Origin of the sequence: Bacillus sp. FJAT-29814, from assembly GCF_001510715.1 — a bacterium.
GTDB lineage: Bacteria > Bacillota > Bacilli > Bacillales > Cytobacillaceae > Neobacillus.
Window position 1 is genome coordinate 410,656 of record NZ_LMTJ01000002.1, and the last position, 16,430, is coordinate 427,085.

At 41.8% G+C, this 16,430-nt stretch carries 21 protein-coding genes; 6 read left to right on the forward strand and 15 right to left on the reverse strand.

Going from position 1 to position 16,430, the window contains the following annotated elements:
• Position 1: 1 nt before the first annotated feature.
• Genes AR334_RS06035 through AR334_RS29400 form a run of 3 tightly spaced genes read left to right on the forward strand, consistent with a single transcriptional unit; the run spans position 2 to position 2,483 of the window.
• Entirely contained in the window at positions 2-1,111 is a 1,110-nt protein-coding gene (locus AR334_RS06035; RefSeq protein WP_066306829.1) for a GerAB/ArcD/ProY family transporter, read from the forward strand.
• Positions 1,086-2,324 (forward strand): Ger(x)C family spore germination protein, encoded by a 1,239-nt coding sequence (locus tag AR334_RS06040; RefSeq protein WP_066306830.1) that lies wholly within the window; start codon positions 1,086-1,088, stop codon positions 2,322-2,324. Before AR334_RS06035 ends, AR334_RS06040 begins: the two co-directional genes overlap by 26 nt.
• Complete coding sequence (locus tag AR334_RS29400; protein WP_156431186.1) at positions 2,325-2,483, forward strand: hypothetical protein; 159 nt, start codon at positions 2,325-2,327, stop codon at positions 2,481-2,483. It abuts the gene before it with no gap.
• A gap of 107 nt (positions 2,484-2,590) precedes the next feature.
• Here AR334_RS29400 and AR334_RS06045 read toward each other — a convergent pair whose 3' ends face one another.
• The 4 genes from AR334_RS06045 to AR334_RS06060 are packed head-to-tail and all read right to left on the reverse strand — an operon-like array spanning position 2,591 to position 5,500.
• Positions 2,591-3,262, reverse strand: coding sequence for an alpha/beta family hydrolase (locus AR334_RS06045; RefSeq protein ID WP_066306834.1), 672 nt, complete (start codon positions 3,260-3,262; stop codon positions 2,591-2,593).
• Between the two features lie 30 nt (positions 3,263-3,292).
• Entirely contained in the window at positions 3,293-4,099 is an 807-nt protein-coding gene (locus AR334_RS06050) for a GNAT family N-acetyltransferase (RefSeq protein ID WP_066306837.1), read from the reverse strand.
• 51 nt (positions 4,100-4,150) lie between these two features.
• Complete coding sequence (locus AR334_RS06055; protein ID WP_066306839.1) at positions 4,151-4,858, reverse strand: MOSC domain-containing protein; 708 nt, start codon at positions 4,856-4,858, stop codon at positions 4,151-4,153.
• Positions 4,859-4,864: 6 nt separating this feature from the next.
• Positions 4,865-5,500: a nucleoside deaminase gene (locus tag AR334_RS06060; RefSeq protein WP_066306841.1), complete on the reverse strand. Its 636-nt coding sequence runs from the start codon at positions 5,498-5,500 to the stop codon at positions 4,865-4,867.
• 144 nt (positions 5,501-5,644) lie between these two features.
• On the opposite strand from AR334_RS06060, the gene AR334_RS30575 reads away from it, so the two are divergent.
• Positions 5,645-5,773 carry a hypothetical protein gene (locus tag AR334_RS30575; protein ID WP_301337151.1) on the forward strand — a complete coding sequence of 43 codons (129 nt, stop codon included), beginning with the start codon at positions 5,645-5,647 and terminating at the stop codon, positions 5,771-5,773.
• Positions 5,774-5,869: 96 nt separating this feature from the next.
• Positions 5,870-6,121: a DUF3949 domain-containing protein gene (locus tag AR334_RS06065; protein ID WP_066306842.1), complete on the forward strand. Its 252-nt coding sequence runs from the start codon at positions 5,870-5,872 to the stop codon at positions 6,119-6,121.
• A gap of 47 nt (positions 6,122-6,168) precedes the next feature.
• Here AR334_RS06065 and AR334_RS06070 read toward each other — a convergent pair whose 3' ends face one another.
• Positions 6,169-6,822 (reverse strand): hypothetical protein, encoded by a 654-nt coding sequence (locus AR334_RS06070; RefSeq protein WP_066306844.1) that lies wholly within the window; start codon positions 6,820-6,822, stop codon positions 6,169-6,171.
• 302 nt (positions 6,823-7,124) lie between these two features.
• On the opposite strand from AR334_RS06070, the gene AR334_RS06075 reads away from it, so the two are divergent.
• Positions 7,125-7,565: an SRPBCC family protein gene (locus AR334_RS06075; protein ID WP_066307703.1), complete on the forward strand. Its 441-nt coding sequence runs from the start codon at positions 7,125-7,127 to the stop codon at positions 7,563-7,565.
• Between the two features lie 18 nt (positions 7,566-7,583).
• Here AR334_RS06075 and AR334_RS06080 read toward each other — a convergent pair whose 3' ends face one another.
• The 10 genes from AR334_RS06080 to AR334_RS06125 form a co-directional block, all read right to left on the reverse strand.
• Entirely contained in the window at positions 7,584-8,471 is an 888-nt protein-coding gene (locus tag AR334_RS06080) for an alpha/beta fold hydrolase (protein ID WP_066306850.1), read from the reverse strand.
• Positions 8,472-8,488: 17 nt separating this feature from the next.
• Positions 8,489-9,094 (reverse strand): class I SAM-dependent methyltransferase, encoded by a 606-nt coding sequence (locus tag AR334_RS06085; RefSeq protein WP_066306852.1) that lies wholly within the window; start codon positions 9,092-9,094, stop codon positions 8,489-8,491.
• A gap of 35 nt (positions 9,095-9,129) precedes the next feature.
• Entirely contained in the window at positions 9,130-10,305 is a 1,176-nt protein-coding gene (gene iscB, locus AR334_RS06090) for an RNA-guided endonuclease IscB (RefSeq protein WP_253701192.1), read from the reverse strand.
• Positions 10,306-10,422: 117 nt separating this feature from the next.
• Positions 10,423-11,349 carry an NAD-dependent epimerase/dehydratase family protein gene (locus AR334_RS06095; RefSeq protein WP_066306857.1) on the reverse strand — a complete coding sequence of 309 codons (927 nt, stop codon included), beginning with the start codon at positions 11,347-11,349 and terminating at the stop codon, positions 10,423-10,425.
• 250 nt (positions 11,350-11,599) lie between these two features.
• Positions 11,600-12,394 (reverse strand): aminoglycoside adenylyltransferase domain-containing protein, encoded by a 795-nt coding sequence (locus AR334_RS06100; protein WP_066306859.1) that lies wholly within the window; start codon positions 12,392-12,394, stop codon positions 11,600-11,602.
• Positions 12,395-12,742, reverse strand: coding sequence for a YkgJ family cysteine cluster protein (locus tag AR334_RS06105; RefSeq protein WP_066306865.1), 348 nt, complete (start codon positions 12,740-12,742; stop codon positions 12,395-12,397).
• 168 nt (positions 12,743-12,910) lie between these two features.
• Positions 12,911-13,504, reverse strand: a complete 594-nt coding sequence (locus AR334_RS06110; protein WP_066306867.1) for a VanZ family protein — start codon at positions 13,502-13,504, stop codon at positions 12,911-12,913.
• A gap of 486 nt (positions 13,505-13,990) precedes the next feature.
• On the reverse strand, positions 13,991-14,614 hold the full coding sequence (locus tag AR334_RS06115; protein ID WP_066306871.1) for a TetR/AcrR family transcriptional regulator: 624 nt from the start codon (positions 14,612-14,614) through the stop codon (positions 13,991-13,993).
• Positions 14,611-15,660, reverse strand: a complete 1,050-nt coding sequence (locus AR334_RS06120; RefSeq protein WP_156431187.1) for an alpha/beta fold hydrolase — start codon at positions 15,658-15,660, stop codon at positions 14,611-14,613. The genes AR334_RS06115 and AR334_RS06120 overlap by 4 nt, the downstream gene beginning before the upstream one ends.
• A gap of 156 nt (positions 15,661-15,816) precedes the next feature.
• Positions 15,817-16,407, reverse strand: coding sequence for a hypothetical protein (locus tag AR334_RS06125; protein WP_066306876.1), 591 nt, complete (start codon positions 16,405-16,407; stop codon positions 15,817-15,819).
• Positions 16,408-16,430 lie beyond the last annotated feature (23 nt).

The following is a 16,430-nucleotide window of genomic DNA, read 5'->3' on the forward strand; positions in this document are numbered from 1 at the left end:
GATGAAACAAAAGCCTGTGAAACTTGGTATTCGAGAATATGTAGCGATCGCCATTCTGATGGCTGGTGCAAGAGCAACCGAAGATACGCCAGCGAATTTGTATCAAAAAGTGGAAAATGCTGCGTGGATGGTTCCTCTCCTTTCGTCCGCACTATTTTTTATCCCGCTCTATTTATTGCTGAAGACGATGTCGTTATTTCAAGGGAAAAACATGTTTGTTGTCATGAATAAATTACTCGGCAAATACGTGGGTTTTACTGTCGGACTAATTATTTTCGTGATAAGTTCCTCTGCCATTTCATTTGATTCAAGAACGTATACCAATATCATTAGAACTTATTATTTTAACACAACACCTGTTTTGGTCCTTTATGCGATTTTAATTGCCATCTGTGCATATGGTGCAAAAAAGGGAATACAGCATGTCGGTTCCGCTTCAGTCCTGATTGTATTCTGGGTTATCTGCTCTTTGGCTTTTGCCTTATTATTAAGCATACAAGACAGTACGCTCCAATCGGTGCTGCCAATTTTGGGGCCGGGAATACTTGAAATTATCAAGACAACTCCAAGCAGCCTTGCTATTTTTGCTGATTTTTTTCTGCTGACGATGCTCGTTCCATACTTTAAGTCCAATAAAGAATTTCAAAAAGGCACTTGGATTGCCTATGTTTTTGTCAGTGTCCAAATTAGTGCTTCCGTCTTCTTTATTATTTGTTTTTTTGATCAATCATTAGGAGGATTGGGCTACCCATTTCATACGTTAATTCGTTATATTTCACTTGGAACCTATATTCCCAATATCGAAATCTTCTTTTTTGCCATTTGGATCATGGGAGCAATTATTCGCTTTACCGCCTTCTTGTATCTGACCGCCCTCATATTCGGTCAGCTTTTTAAAATCAAGGATTTTGAATATTTAATTCCATCCATTGCCACGATCTATTTATTGATTGGGCTCATACCAGAATCACCAGTGGAAACAATTGTTCATCTGAAGTCAAGTATTCGAGCCTTGGCAGGTCCGATGTTTGCTGCTATTTCACTTATTTTATGGCTGGCCGCATTGGCAAAAGGAGAATTTAAACGTGCGAAAAACAAAAACAGTATGTAAATTTTTGTTGATAGTTATGATTATTTTCCCCATAACAGGCTGCTGGGACCGCGGCGAATTGGAGGATAAGTCCTATGTGATTGGCCTCGGACTTGATCGTTCCAAAAGAGAAGGGAAAATCAAAGTCACGATGCTGCTGGCCAACCCCGAGGTCGGAAGTATGCAAGGGGGGGGAGGGTCAACCGAAAAGCCGAGAGAGGTTATCTCATTTGATGCCATCGATTTCATTGCCGCCAAAGTAACGGCCAATGCAATCGTTTCCCGGAAAATTAGTTATGATTTATTAAAAATTATTGTGGTTTCCGAAGAGTTCGCTAAGGATCCGGAGTTTTTCAGGATTTTTTATGACGTTGTCTATGATAAAGAAATCCGATTGAACTCCTATTTGGCGATATCGAAAGAAAAGGCAAGCCAATATTTTTTGAAAAATCATCCAAGGATGGAGACAAGACCCCATAAGTACTATCAATATATGGTCGAACACGGGATTGAAAACGGGCTGATCCCCGATTCGACGCTTTTTCGCTTTATTAAGGCAACGGAAAGAGGAAAAGACCTGTTTCTGGCGATGAACACGTCTGCCATAAGGGAAAAGAAGCCGGAAATCAGAGCAGAAGATAACTATTATGCCGGACAGTTGAATGCCTCAGGTGAGCTTGATGATACGCAATTTATCGGTTCTGCCGTATTTAGGGAAGGCGTGATGATTGGAAAGTTAACCGGCCAGGAAACAAGCATCGTCAATACCCTAGATGATACAACAAATATCAGCGATTTTATCATTGATATTCCTAATCCCTTTCCCGGCACAATCAAACAAATGGCACTCAGGGTGATGAAAGAACAAGACAATACTGTCAAAATGAATCTGAATGGGCCACGGCCAAAGATCTTTATTACCCTGCCGTTAAAATTTGAAGTAATGTCAAATCCTTCGGAGGTTGACTTTTCTAAGGAAAAAAATCGGGACATTCTAAAGGCAGAAATAGCCCGCCATTTTAAAACCGAACATGAGAAATTGTTGAGAAAAACACAGAAAAAATACAAGGGTGTACCTTACCCTTTATCACTTGATGCCCAAAAATATTTTGCCACAAATCGGCAATACCAAAAATTTAATTGGACGAAATCATATCAACAAGCAGAAATTCACGTAAAGCCGAAAGTTAATATTGTAGATTATGGAAAAGGTCCTAAGAAAGGGGGAAAATAAATGAAATGGCTCGCAATCCTTGTGCTGCTCGCCATTGCCGTGTATACCTTGGGATTTGCTGTTACTTTATGGAAGGAAAAACAGAGATTTGGTGCAATGGCTGTTATATTTCTAACACTCTCCATAATGATTCTGCCGTTTTTTTCGATTCTTAAATAGTAGTTGAATTGTTCTATTATTCATAATTTCTATGAGGACAACTTCTTCGATTTTTTCACGGGGGTTGTCCTCATGACCCTCTATGAGGACAACCATTGTTCCTCGCACTATATAATCCTATGGTCGCTGACAAAGTCTTTGATGCTTTTCATTACTTCTTTCATAGCGTCGATTGATTCTAATACATCCCCATTTACCTCAAGGCTGTGTTCTGCGTCTGGCACTACAACTGTTTCGATAAGCGGATTGTCTTTCAATGACGAAATTCGTTTCTCTACAAAATGATGATCCTGGTCACCGATTATACAAAGCGACGGCAGTTGGGTCTTCAACAACGCCTGATATACCTCGTCAATTTTGATAAGCGGGGTTAGCCAGATTCCAAAAGACTGACGGGTGAAATGTCTCTGCCCCCATTCCTTTGCCATTGGAATGGTCCCAATCGATTTGCTTAACAGAAAGACTTGTTCGTAAGAACTATCTTTTAAAACCTTTTCAACCACCGCAAAAACATCCTCATACATCCATTGATTTTGTTCAGGTTCAGGCAGCTTTTTAAAATGCTCATTTTTCATAAATTTATAGTTTATGTGAAGGACATCTACATTTTGCTCTAAACAAACCCCCGTACCATAATGAAACAGCGGGCGCTGCGTCGAGTAACCCAATCCCGGCAGCATGACACAGATGCTTTTCGCAGGTTGTTTGCTTCGAATCCACAAATATGGGATGGTCGACATTTCATTTCTCACTACTTGATCTTCAATAAATTTATACATTCGATTCACCTACCATTAATGATGCTACTATTATAAAAATTTAATTTCCTCAATTTGTCCGCTTTTGATAAATCCAATATTTTGATATATCCTGTTGGAGTCTGGATTTTTTGTATCGGCAAATAGCATGGGAACGAGGTTCTCAGATTGGATGATGGCACAAAGTCCGGCGACAAGCATGCTGGCATAACCGTTCTTGCGATACTCATTCGGGGTATATACAGCAGTAATTCGGGCATGCCTTGGGGAACGATGAGCAATATACGCCATCGATACCGGCCAGTCATTCACCATCCAGAAATATAAATCCCCTGATTCAATCATGTTTTTGGCCCTTGTGGCCTGCGTCACTGGCTCTACTAGAGTCCCGAATGCGTCTTTATGAAAACCGACGAGATATTCCGTAACAATATCTGAATGCTGGTCCGTTGTTTTGTGAATTTCCCCAATGAGATTTTTCGGGGGGAGTATTTTTGGACAAAGGTATGCTTCTGTCGTCATGATGATTTCGGATCGGGCGGCGTTTGTTTTTGAATAAACTTCTAAAAATTCTTTTGCTGTCTGAGGATCTGCTACAATTCCGGGTAACTCTTTCAAGGTGTGAGCTAATTCTTGAAAAATTGTATTCCGTTCAGTTGGTGTGACCTCACTTGAAATCCACAAAAACCCGTTCCTTCCAGGCATTTGGGCGAATATCATCTTGCCCTCTTTTGTTTTGAAGGACAAGGAAGCGGCGTCTTCAATGATTCGATGAATGTGGTTATACTGCACTTCATCTTTCATGAAATGACTGCCCTCTGCCACGGCAGGATCGTTAGGAACTAGCCTTGTAAACATTGAAATCCCCCTTATTTTTTGATGCTTTCTCTCACATAAAACCAGTAATCTTCACTTATTCGGCCCATATACCCTATCCGTAATATCGGGGACTCCCTTCAAGGCCCAACGCTTTTCTAATGTCGCTCTCATGCCGGGCGCCAGCAGTTCACATTGAGAAAGCTCCTGCATTTCCTCAAAATTTGGCTGCTTGGCATGGAGAATTTCGTTGCACTTTTGAATCGTCCATTGCGGATATGTGCGCTCTATCAGCGTAAAGGTCTGGCCTTTCTCTACCAGTCCTTCTTTTAATACGCGAAAATACCAGCCGGTTCGGCCTGTATTTTGTATAAGTAGCGCAAGGGTTTTAATTCTAAAACGGCGGGCCGGTTTCCAGCATGGCTGCCGCGGCTGTGACACTTGTACAACCGCTTCGCCGATTTGGAACGTATCGCCAATCGAAACCGTGTCCTCTGTCAAATTTTCCAATAAAAAGTTCTCGCCCATCCCGCCGGGACCGATTGCTGAATTGCCAAGTTCCCCCTTCCAATAAGAATAGTTTTCCAAAGAATAGGCAAACACTGCTTTCTCCGGTCCACCATGGTTCTTAGTATCAAACACTCCGTCGCCAGTCAAACCGGTTTTGCCGACCCTAACGGCCCCTTCAACCGGCTCTTTAAAAATTGCACTCGTCCACTCCCGGTCCATTACGCTTTCAGCATCGTTATCTCCTACCGTTTTTGGTTTCCCGATAAACACTTTTTTTAATAGAAAATCCACTTTCTGTCACCCCTCGTATAAATCATCCAGCATCATCTCATATACCTCTTCTACTTCCAACTGCTGGTAATCTTTTAATCTCTGCTCACTTAACCAAGCACCCGCAAGCTCAGCTGCCCGTGGATAATCCTCCGCCATCAGCTTTTGGACTTTGTCACCCTTTTTAAAACCAATCATTTGGTTAAAATAAACATTTAAAAGTATAGAGAAATCCTCCAAAAAGGCGATAGGCCCGTTAATCTGGATGGGCTTGCGGCTCAAATAAGGCGTCGTGTCCTTCAAATTCGTGCTGCCGCCGAATTTATCCTTGGCGGCATATTCCAGATTACGGATCCCGCTCATATAAAACGCCCCGAAACATAACGGACACGGTTCCATTGTGGTATACAAAACGTAAGAATTCACCCTCTGATGGACCCGGTTATCCAGTTTTAACAGCGCGTTCATTTCAGCATGGGCCAGTTCGTTATGTGAAATAACACTATCTGAAAGTTCGGCAAAGGTGGCACTCTTTCCCCTTGCCACAATTTCTCCATCCGCATCGGTAATCAAAGCCCCTATCGGCCTTGATCCTTCCTGAAATGATGACCACGCTTCCTTAAAACCTTCCTGCCATATGTAAGGGATATCTGACCAATTCACTTTATTTTCGCTCCCACTATTTTGTGATAATAAAATTCTAGCATAATCGATAACTAATATTAATAATATTCAAAATTCCATCCAATCTAATTTGAAACCTTTTTTTCCATATAATCGTATTAAAAACAACGGGGGTGGTGGAAGATGAAGTTGAAAAAGAAACGGAATAAAAGTAAAAATTGGGACTTGATTGACATTGGCTTTGATCTTGTTGAACCGATTTACCTCCTGGTAAGATGGATAGTCCGCATTTTTATTAAAGTCCTTGATTAAATCGAAGGGGCTAAGTACATATTTAGATAATCATGAAACTTTCATCATTTCTATTCGTACAATATAAAAAGGCCATTCTGAAAGGGGTTACAAACCATGGAACTAGCTTTATGGATTTGTATTTCTGTCTATGCCATCTATGCCCTCATCATGATTCCTGTACAATATGCCTATATCGCCGAAACGAAACAGCGGTTTAAGGAACTAAATAAATCCCACAACGAAATTTATGACGACATGTCCTTTGAGGAGCAGCAGCTGCAATATAACCTCCAGGGAAGTCTGTATAATTTGCCGTCGACTTTAATCGCCACACTCATTTACAAAATCCGTAACCCAAAAGAATAGTGAACATTAGAAAAGCTGTCGATCTGACAGCTTTTCATTTTTGTTATTTATTTTTGGCGTAATTCACCGTATTTCCGAATCGCATTTCTCCAAATCAAAAAGCCAGTTTCCATGCTGGACAGGGCCAAACCCACCCAGGCGAACCAACAGGATAACGGGTACTGCTCATATTCTAAATATGGGTCAACAGGTTTTTCTTTGTGAGCGGCATGCTGGGTATCCGGTTTTTGGATTTTCACAGCTTCCTTTTCTACTGGTGCCTCAACCTCAGTTGTAATTAAGCTTGCTTCCACCTGGTCGTTCTCTATTCCCGTGTCTTCTTGGGTTTCTTCCACAACCTCTTCTGCATGTTCAACCTGCTCTTCTACAATGACTGCCTCGTCGACTTGGACCATTTTAACTTCTTGCCCCGACATGGACTTCATCGCTTCGGTGATTAGCTTTGCCAGTTCATCCTTCGGGAAATCCTTAATCGAAATCCAGCCTCGAGCATCAACCTGGTAACCATTTTTCTCGAGGACCTCATTTGGCATGTACTTTCCAATGACATAACCATTTCCACTTGGCTGCAATTCCCGCGCCAGCACTTGCCCTTTTTGCTTGCTTTCCGGGTAAATAAAATTAACCCTTCCATTACTGATTTCTTTTTCCTTGAGTTTAAATGATTTAAAAATAACCTTTTTTTCCTCAAACGAAACCATTGGATTTTTTCTCCTTCCTTTAAAAATCTTTATATATGTTCAACCTTCTGTGAAATAAGCAAATTTCAACATTTTCCAAATTGTCTACTTATAGACTTCTCGATTCATGTCTATTTTCCTGCAAAGGTTTTCAGACTTATATAAATTCGTTTGTGATTACTCTTGGAAAACCATTAATTTATAAAATATGGTAATATCAAGATAGTTTTATGGGTTGTCCATCTCATATGGAAACGGGATTGAGAACCATATGGATTGGGCAGGATAGAAATGCTAAATTGATTGAAGCGAGGGAACATTTTATGAACAACGTGACGAAGTTTAACATTTTGAAACCGGCCAATGAAGTGTTTGAAGCATTTGTCGACCCGGCAAAAATCGGGAATTTTTGGTTCTCCTCTAGTTCGGAAAGATGGGAGCAAGGCAAAACGGTTACGCTAAGGTATGATGAGTACAACGCCGTCCTGAATATTAAGGTAGTCGAGATTGAGTTGAATAGGAAGATTGCCTTCCTTTGGGGACCCCCGGAGGATGAACATCAGGTTACCATTACCATTACTGAAACCGGCCAAGGGGCCGCCATTATTGAAGTGCTAGAGGAAGGTTTCGACGAAAATGACCCAGAGTTACCTTTTAAATTGGCTGACAACAAAGAAGGCTGGGTGTATATGTTGACCTGCTTAAAAGGTTATTTGGAATTTGGCATTACCACTTTACGTAAAGGAATGGTCAAGGACCTATAGGAGAGCCGGCTGGCTCTTCTACAGGTCCTTAATAAATGTATCGACAACTTCCGCTGCCTTTCTCGGGAACTGCATCCAAACATAGGCATGAACCGAACCTTCAATCCTTTGAATCTCAAATTCACTGGTCAGACTCGAAAAATAATCCAGACTATGCCTTATTTTTGGATTGTTCCACTCCTCCTCACTCGGCAAGAACAGAATCGGGCAGGCAGTTTTCTGGTAGTACTCCTCAAAGCGGACATCCAAATATTTTATAATATACTCCGTTCTGACATGATTTTTATAAAAATGCTCAAGGCTTCCGTCAGGCAATTCCTCGATACAGCTTTCGATGAATGCCTGGAAATGCTTGTTCCAGAGGACCTCTTTTTCCAACGGTGCTCTATAATCCTCAATAAAATCTGCTGGCGTTTGATAGGTTTTCAATTTCCGTTCATGCAACTGGGCAATGAGCCGACCTTTTTCCGCTTCAATTTCGGCAGGACTGCCGTTAAATAAGCCATACTCCCCGTATTCGTTGTGAAGCGCCCCTTCACAAACGAGAAACAGGACCCGTTCCGGATGCGAAGCCGCCAAACTCAGTCCCACTTCCGCTCCCATCGAACTGCAGACGACATGACAGCCTTGGATCTTCAACTCTTCTAATAATAAATACAGATCATTGGCAAAATCATCGATATGGTACCCGGTCGCCGGCCTGTCAGACTTGCCATGTCCCCTTAAATCAGGAGTAATAATTCGGTACTGCTGCTGCAAATGTGGGATCACTCCGTCCCACATATGGGATGTTCCACCGCTAAAATGAATAAGCAAAACGGTGGGTTTCTCAGTTTGGCCATCTGTGTGCTGGACATTTAAGGTTATCGATTTTTTTAGTTTGATCTTTTCTTCCACTAAAGTCATAGTTTATTCCTCATTATTTAGGATTTTGGTTTGGCCCAGATTAGATGAACCATGTTCATCCAATAGCTTTCTGATCTTTCAAACGTCATTCCAGATTCCCGAACCATTTCAAGGATGTTTCTTGTATGATGACATCCTGAGAATCGGTACAGAAGAGGGTTCAATGTTTTTTGAAGCACTGAGACAGCTAAGTTTGAACTGATTCCATGCTCCATCAACAGAATTTTCCCATCCGGCTTGCACCAGCGGTTAATTTTTTCAAGAACCATCAAAGGTTTCTCATAACTGCAAAACGATAATGTCGATACAATCGTGTCAAAAGAGGCATCGGGAAAGTCCATCGTTTCGATATCCCCACTGATAAAATCGGCCTGAAAACTGTAGGATTTTGCCGCTTGCTTTGCCTTTTCGAGCATGGCTTCACTAAAATCAGTTGCGGTTACCTTTACGTCTCGGGAATAGTACGGGAAGTTTGCCCCTGCCCCGACGGCTAGCTCTAGCACCTCGCCTTTCGCATGGCTCAAAAGATTTTTTCGCCAGCGCCTCTGGCTTGGGTCTTCTCTTCGTTTGGCATATTTGGCTGCCTGCTTGTCGAAAATCCTGATTTGCTTTTGTTTTTCCATGCATTCACCTCAATTCGGCAAGGAAGCCCCTGCGTTTACGCATGGGGAGGAATTGCCGACTCCTTTCGTTTTTCTACAAAATAAGAATATCCATCAAAACGCTGTACGATTTGACAGTATTTTGCCTGAATTCCTTGAACCATTCGTTTTCCGTTTTTATCCTTGATGTCTACATACCCACTGGAACGCATGGCGATTTGTCCAAACCAAGTGCCTTGATATTTGCCTTTTGGCACAATCGCTTTAACCATATCTCCTGACATAAATCCATGAATCATTTTGATTCGTGGCATTTGACGAATAGGAAAACCAAATTTGTCGGTTCCAGACCTATACCTTGAACCCCGTCCTTTGGCCTTAATTTGAAGAACTTGATTGGTTTTGAAGAGCAACGGTTCGGTTGGTGTAGATTCCCCAATGCAAACTGCATCATAATAATGCTCCTTGGTGAGTTCGTGTTGTATCCGTTGCATTTTCGTTCTTGCTCCTGTTCCGCACTCTATGGTCAAACTCGTTCCTATCAAACATTCATAGAGTTTCCATCGGGTCGAATTGACGACTGCGGTATCTTTCAACGGTTTTTGAAGCTGTTTTATGATAGTGGGTAAACTTGATAGAATCCATTTGCTTCGCTTATCTTTTTTGTTAGCCAATCGGATTGACCATTCATCCAAAGTGAGATTATCCTTTTCTTCGTTACATTCTCGGCAAGCAAGTGTGAGGTTGCTGACTCTATTGGAACCGCCCCTTGATTTCGGATGAACATGTTCAATCTCCAGTGGCACGTCTTTGGTTCCACAATATGCACATCGACGCCCAAACTTATCTAACAGATACTCCCGGACTTCGTAACCCTGCAAAGTTCCTTGTTGGTACTCAATCCCACTAATTTCCGCATTCATCATTTTCTGTGTATCGAACTTCACCAATTCCAAACTGCAATCCGATAAAGGTACTAGCTTTTTAAAGCGATTGACCATGGACAGGACATTGTTGACTCTTGCCATTAAAGAAGGCGGGAGCCACCCTTCAGGACGTTTGCGGTTCAGGAATCGGGCTTGACGGTAACGGGTCTTGCGATTCCGTCTTGACCGTCTATAAGAACGACGGGCTCTTTTTTTAGATTGTGAATCTTCCTCCGTTTGCACGGGTAACACAACCGTAAGGCTGTTCCCTTCGTTAAGGTTGGTAAGGCTTGTCGTGAATCCCACACCGCTCGCTAACACCCCCGCTTGCTTTTAATGAGATTCCATAGAGCCAAGGACTAGAGAAGCATCCTTGGGTATGATGACCGAACCAACGTAGTACCCAATGGGAACTGAAACTGGTCAACTGTGGACTTGCTTATCACAAGTCCCCGCCTTGCGTGGGGTAGTTGACCGCCCTTTAGAATAGTAAACAATCAATTCCTCCAACAATTCATTTATTGGTGTAAACTTGTGCCCTATTGACTCGGCAAGACTGGTGTCCGTTGACCATGACCCCGGCAGGTTATATGGCGATGGGTCTCCATCTGGGCTTAAGGTTGCTTTTGTTTCAGTTATTGTTTCGATTAACGCCACTAATTCACTCAAACTGATGTCGCCGCTTGAGCCCGGATTAATCGCTCCTTGGTAGCCGGACTTGGCGATATTCAGCAGAAACAGTGCTGCTTCTTCTGAATCTATGAAACCATATCTCATGTCGGGATTTTCGATGAACATTGGTTTTTTATTGGTTATATGGTCGACATGAAACTTTAAGCGGTTGGTGAAATCGTCCTTACCGACAATGATGGAGAAGCGCACAGCGACAACGGGAACTTGTGCATGTTGAAAAAGTATAGCTTCTGCAGCTCGCTTTGCCTCTTGGTAGCCGACATAGCCAGGGTACTCCCGGCGATTTTTTAAAACGGGCTTGAATGTTTTGGGGTCAAAGTTCTCTTCTTTATGAAGGGTCCCAAAATCATAGACGGCCTGGCTCGAGGTAAAAATATATTTTTTGATTTTTCCATTTAGGGCCTGCAGCGTGCTTTGGGCTTCCTGGGAAGAGTAGCAGGTTTGATCAAAGACAACATCCCATTCCTTGCCGTAAAAGGCTTGGTTTAATGTGTCGGCATCCTCGCGGTCGATTTTGAGTCTAGATATCCTGTCTCCAAAAGGGTCGGCTGTCAGCCCCCTCGTTGCAATCGTCACCTCGATCCCTTCATCTATTAATAATTGCACCAAGCGCTTGCCGACAAATTGTGTTCCTCCGAGAATTAATGCTGATTTCATGATAAATTCCTCCTATTATTCGTATGTATAACGGAAAATTTTAGACGCGATCTATTAGACACTTTTGGGCTAGAGAGCTAGTAAAGTGTCTTTTAGAGCTAGTCTATTAGACACTTTTGGTACGCACCTTCGGCAAACTGTCTTTTAGAACCAGTCTATTAGATACTTTCGGCACGGACATCAGATAAAGTGTCTAATAGAATGCTGACGAAGGACATAACCTCTCAAGCTAGCACAGGAAACATTAATTTTAATAAAAATCATTGCACTCTTGGATTATGAACTCCATATAATTCAAAGCATCCCTGCGCCTTTCAAAGACTGAATGGTAGTAGGACTTTTTGATATTCTTCCTTAATCCCATCGATTCGTTGATAATTCGATGCCACTTGGACGGTAGGGTATGGAGGGCATACTCCCCTGCCCCGACCTTAGAGGTAATGTCCTTTTCCCTAAGGGTATAATAAATGCGAGTTACTCCCAAAACGCCCCATTCTATTGACTCTAAACTGAATAACATGCCTAAATAATCGAGGGACCCCACCTTTTCACAGCGTTTCTTCCAGCCAACCCAGTAGGTGTTAAGATTAGTTAACATATTCTCAAGCAAAAGATCCCAATCAACGGTAAGGCCATACTTTCCAGGATCGCCCTTCATCACGATCCCGTATTTTATAATCTGGAAGGCATCGATATGGTCCTTAATAAACGGCTTATATCCCTGCAGTTTTCCTTCATTAAAGTACAGTCCAACGGCATCTGCATTTCCGCTTAAATCACCTGCCGCCACATACATTCCATCCAAAAACAACCTTAGGAATTTCCCTTGAACCTCGGAATGAATCAGTTTTAAAACATCAACATCCTTTTCCGTAAGGGACCGTTTCACAACCGCAAAGAAATCAATATCACTTGAACCGGAGTCGAACGCCCCCATCGAAACAGAACCATAAATATAATAGGACTCTAGCAAATTCGGACATCTTGAATCAATCAAACTGAAATATGTATCCAAAACCTCATTAACCATCGCAGGTACTTGCATTTAATGTAAATCCTTCCACGTAAAATCAACCGACAATGTCCCTATGTATCTTTCGTTATTAACAGGCAAATTTTTCGTCGCTAATTCAGGCTTGCGGAAACAGGCAAGCCCCTTGTAATAGCCGAACTTCTGGCATACATCCGGACGCGCCGAATAGATGCCGCACTTGTCATTTTCCATGTCGTAAAAAATACAGGTCCCGTAAAATCTCGTTTGGCTTTCAAGTTCCTGACGTTTCAACCTTGGCATTGATTTTACTTTTTTCTTAATTATTTTCCATTCCCTCTCCGTAATGGAAACCGGGCCGCAGCATAGGCCCCTGCAGCCTTGACATGGTAAGCTTTCCACAAGATTTCCCCTCTATTTAGTAATTTGCTATTTAAATAGGCATTTATTAGCAAACACCTCGTTTATAAATTTCCCTTCCATTTTAGCACAAATTGGTAATATTGCTAAAATTAGTTTAATAATATCAAGTTGGCATGTTTGCGGAATTTGAGAACACTTTGATTCTAATCAACATGTTTTTATTACTTTATTGATGTACGGATAAAGCAGATAACCTAGCCATACTCCCAGCAGGTTCAGGATTAAATCATCAATGTCCATACTCCCCCGTTTTGTCAGATGCTGGGCCGTTTCAATCAGTAGAATGACAACAAGAGGTGTAAGGAATCTTCGAGCCTTTGATAGATTTTTGTAAAGCATTAAAGCAGCAATGCCGTATGGGATAAAAAGAAGAATATTGGCTGTTATATTATAAAAAGCGATGAGGAAGTTTCCTTGTTCGGAAAGAAAATGGATAATTGTTCGAAAGGGAATCAAGTTTATTTCTGTGTATTCTTGATTTGCAGGACGGAAGAACAGCAAAATGAAAAGGCCCAGACTATAAAGGGATAGAGCCATTTTTATAATAAAGGCATGTATATGAATGCTTTCTTTTCGAAGATAATAGACTGCGAAAAACACAAAAAGGGTTACGCATATCCAAACAACCGGCAAAACAACCGGATGTAAGTAAGATAGTAGCTTTAACCAAATAGGGAGTAAGGCTGTGAATAGGAGTTGGGATAGACCGATCGCGATCCTAAATGATTGAGTTGGTTTCATTTTAGTTACCTTTTTGTTTTTTTATAATTAGGGTCCTGGGGGTATCAAAAAAATACAAACTGTTTTATTTTTTCAATCTAATTGTCCCTAAGGATCCGCTTTGAGGACAAGATTTTAAGTTTTTCATTCGAACTGTCCTCATGAATCTTCCATGAGGACAAAATGCTTTGATTTTTCATTTGAACTGTCCTCATGAACCTTCCATGAGGACAAAATGCTTTGGTTTTTCATTCGAACTGTCCTCATGAACCTTCCATGAGGACAAACGGCTTTGGTTTTTCATCCGAACTGTCCTCATGAACCTTCTATGAGGACAAACGGCTTTGGTTTTTCATTCGAACTGTCCTCATGAACCTTCCATGAGGACAGTACGGTTTTGTTTTTCACCCAAAGTGTCCTCAAGGATCCGCTTTGAGGACAAACCTCTTTGGCTTTTGAACAGAAGGGTCCTCAAAGGCATTTAAGATCGTTTATAACAATCCATATTTATTCTGCCTCTGCCACCTTAATAATACCAAGCAAAAACACCAAATGGTCTTTCATCCGCTTTTCAATTAGACTCGTATCCTTCCCGTCAAATCGAAGCATGTTATATTCGGCAAGCATCGAAAACATCGGATACTGGTATTCCGCCGCCAGCAGCGACGGGTCGATTTGCTTTACTTTTCCTAACGCAATCAATTTTTCAAAGACAACTTCAAGGAAATCGAGTGTCTTCTTAATGATGTCATTCAAAAACAGCTCTCTTGCCTGGGTATTGCGATAATGCTCGATGTACAGAATCCGCCATAGTTTCTCGTTAACGGGCTGATCAATATGTTCCTTAAAGTTCTCAAAGCCTTTGGCGAAAAACTGCTCGATGCTGGAGTTGTCGAGAATAACATCAAGTACCTCAATCGGCGGCAGCGTCTTGGCCAATTCCTCTTGAAACATTGAAAATATCGTCGTTATGATTTCGTCCTTATTCTGAAAGTGGTTGTAAAGCGAGCTTTCCTTAATCCCCACTTCCCTGGTAATTTCGCGAATCGAAACACCGCTGTATCCTTTTTGAGAAAATAAATCGATGGCTACGTCTAATATTTTGTCCTTTGTTGAGATCGTTTTCGTCATATTACGTTCTTGGGTCTCCTTTCTTGCTGGGTTTGCGAATATAACGGCAGTACCTGCTTGATTAATACATCATTAAATTTTTCCGGCTCTTCAAAGATAGCAAGATGGCCGGATTCTTCCAGAATGACAAGGTGTTTCTCTGGAGCTTCTACAAAATCAACATACTGCTCCACCAAATCTATAGGAATAATTCTATCATGCCGGCCGGCGATAAAGAATACCGGCACCTTGAGCTCAGGTACCAAAGTAAAGAAATTAATGGAAGTGAGCTCATTCCACAGATTGGTCGCGGAAAAACCAAACCCTTTCATAAATGACAATTTTTCCTTAAAGGTCAGATGATGGCTCATTAGGTAATGCATATTAATGAACGCCGCATTTTTCCTAAAAGAAACGCCATTGAACTTGGTCAGCCATTTCCGCTGAATCACCATGTCATCGATTTTTTTGTATACGCCGCCAGCAGGAAAGCCGACTCCCTCAAGCTCCTGGATCGCTTTTTTAATGCCCTTGTTTTTAGCAGTCTCCAAGGCAAATTCGTAAGATGTCTGCTCTTCAACGCTGCGGTTGATCGGCGGATTGATCGCGACAAAAGCATGCAGGAGGTCCGGATGCCTGTGGGCAAACAACAGCCCGTACAGCGAACCGATGGATTGCCCCATGAGAAAGATTTTTGGCTGTTGGAATTTCTTCATAAGATAATGGACAAGCTCATGTGCATCACCAAGCATTTGATTCAAATTCATCGTTTCGGCGGTTACCTCAGGAGAAAAAGATTTCCCCGAACCTCTTTGATCCCAGTTAACCACCAAATAATGATCTTCCAGTTCACGATTATATTTTTGCTGTGCTCCTGTTTGGGGGCTTCCCGGACCTCCGTGAAGGAATAACAGAATCGGCAGCTCCTTGTTTCGGCCGCGAATCGTAATCCACTGGTCTACCCCGCCAAGTTGTACTTTTTCCAAAGATGAAATGCTATTTGGCTCCTGATGGCCTTGTTTATCCCGGTAAGGCGGGATGTACCCGCCAATAAGCCTTTTTATCATATTTTTCACCCTTCCACCTACTAACGTTCGTTAGTTATATTGAGATTATAGCTAACAACTGTTAGTTTTACAAGGTGTTTTATGAAATAAGTGGAACTTTTTTGTAAAAATATTGATGACTGCAACAGATCCCGCCGACAGCATGGTCTTCCTTTTTCAAAAAATCGCGTCGGTTTTATTAGAAGCAGCAGGTCTTTTGGCCGCTTGAATACCAATGATAATGAAGCCCGCACCCGTAAAAAGGGAACCAACAATTTCTATCATGGATTGAAAGCCAGGAAATACAGAGGCTAAAGCGAAGATTATCGTACCTGCTAATAAAAAATAGCCCGAATATGCAGGCAGTATCTTTCCACGGATAAGCGAAATTCCCAACAAAATCATCCCGATGACAAATAACAGCGGGCCAAATATATAGATTGGCTGGATAGCCGGCGAGCTGAATACTTCACCAACATCCCCCAACGATGCCTGGGCTATTTCCACAAAGACGATGGCCGTTACAATGATATTTCCAGCAACCCCGAAAATCATGGCCAATAGGCCCGTTAAGCCATTTCTTTCCCCCTGAAACATATAAACGGCAAAAAAGGTGAAAACCAATAGTGCATGTGCAGTAAAAATCAATAAATTACCGAAAACTGTCCCATATTCCATAGAGCCATAATTTAATAGATGGGCAGTAATCAGAAGAATTCCAGATAAAATGGCTGTCCAGCATAACAAGCTTACGATTGTTTTGTACATACAAGATCACTCCCTTAAAATGA

What these genes read in the sequence shown, in the direction of transcription:
- AR334_RS06035 (WP_066306829.1), top strand. Translation starts at nt 2, where the DNA reads ATGAAACAAAAGCCTGTGAAACTTGGTATTCGAGAATATGTAGCGATC.
- AR334_RS29400 (WP_156431186.1), top strand. Translation starts at nt 2,325, where the DNA reads ATGAAATGGCTCGCAATCCTTGTGCTGCTCGCCATTGCCGTGTATACC.
- AR334_RS06045 (WP_066306834.1), bottom strand. Translation starts at nt 3,262, where the DNA reads ATGTATAAATTTATTGAAGATCAAGTAGTGAGAAATGAAATGTCGACC.
- AR334_RS06050 (WP_066306837.1), bottom strand. Translation starts at nt 4,099, where the DNA reads ATGTTTACAAGGCTAGTTCCTAACGATCCTGCCGTGGCAGAGGGCAGT.
- AR334_RS30575 (WP_301337151.1), top strand. Translation starts at nt 5,645, where the DNA reads ATGAAGTTGAAAAAGAAACGGAATAAAAGTAAAAATTGGGACTTGATT.
- AR334_RS06065 (WP_066306842.1), top strand. Translation starts at nt 5,870, where the DNA reads ATGGAACTAGCTTTATGGATTTGTATTTCTGTCTATGCCATCTATGCC.
- AR334_RS06070 (WP_066306844.1), bottom strand. Translation starts at nt 6,822, where the DNA reads ATGGTTTCGTTTGAGGAAAAAAAGGTTATTTTTAAATCATTTAAACTC.
- AR334_RS06075 (WP_066307703.1), top strand. Translation starts at nt 7,125, where the DNA reads ATGAACAACGTGACGAAGTTTAACATTTTGAAACCGGCCAATGAAGTG.
- AR334_RS06080 (WP_066306850.1), bottom strand. Translation starts at nt 8,471, where the DNA reads ATGACTTTAGTGGAAGAAAAGATCAAACTAAAAAAATCGATAACCTTA.
- AR334_RS06085 (WP_066306852.1), bottom strand. Translation starts at nt 9,094, where the DNA reads ATGGAAAAACAAAAGCAAATCAGGATTTTCGACAAGCAGGCAGCCAAA.
- AR334_RS06095 (WP_066306857.1), bottom strand. Translation starts at nt 11,349, where the DNA reads ATGAAATCAGCATTAATTCTCGGAGGAACACAATTTGTCGGCAAGCGC.
- AR334_RS06100 (WP_066306859.1), bottom strand. Translation starts at nt 12,394, where the DNA reads ATGCAAGTACCTGCGATGGTTAATGAGGTTTTGGATACATATTTCAGT.
- AR334_RS06110 (WP_066306867.1), bottom strand. Translation starts at nt 13,504, where the DNA reads ATGAAACCAACTCAATCATTTAGGATCGCGATCGGTCTATCCCAACTC.
- AR334_RS06115 (WP_066306871.1), bottom strand. Translation starts at nt 14,614, where the DNA reads ATGACGAAAACGATCTCAACAAAGGACAAAATATTAGACGTAGCCATC.
- AR334_RS06120 (WP_156431187.1), bottom strand. Translation starts at nt 15,660, where the DNA reads ATGATAAAAAGGCTTATTGGCGGGTACATCCCGCCTTACCGGGATAAA.
- AR334_RS06125 (WP_066306876.1), bottom strand. Translation starts at nt 16,407, where the DNA reads ATGTACAAAACAATCGTAAGCTTGTTATGCTGGACAGCCATTTTATCT.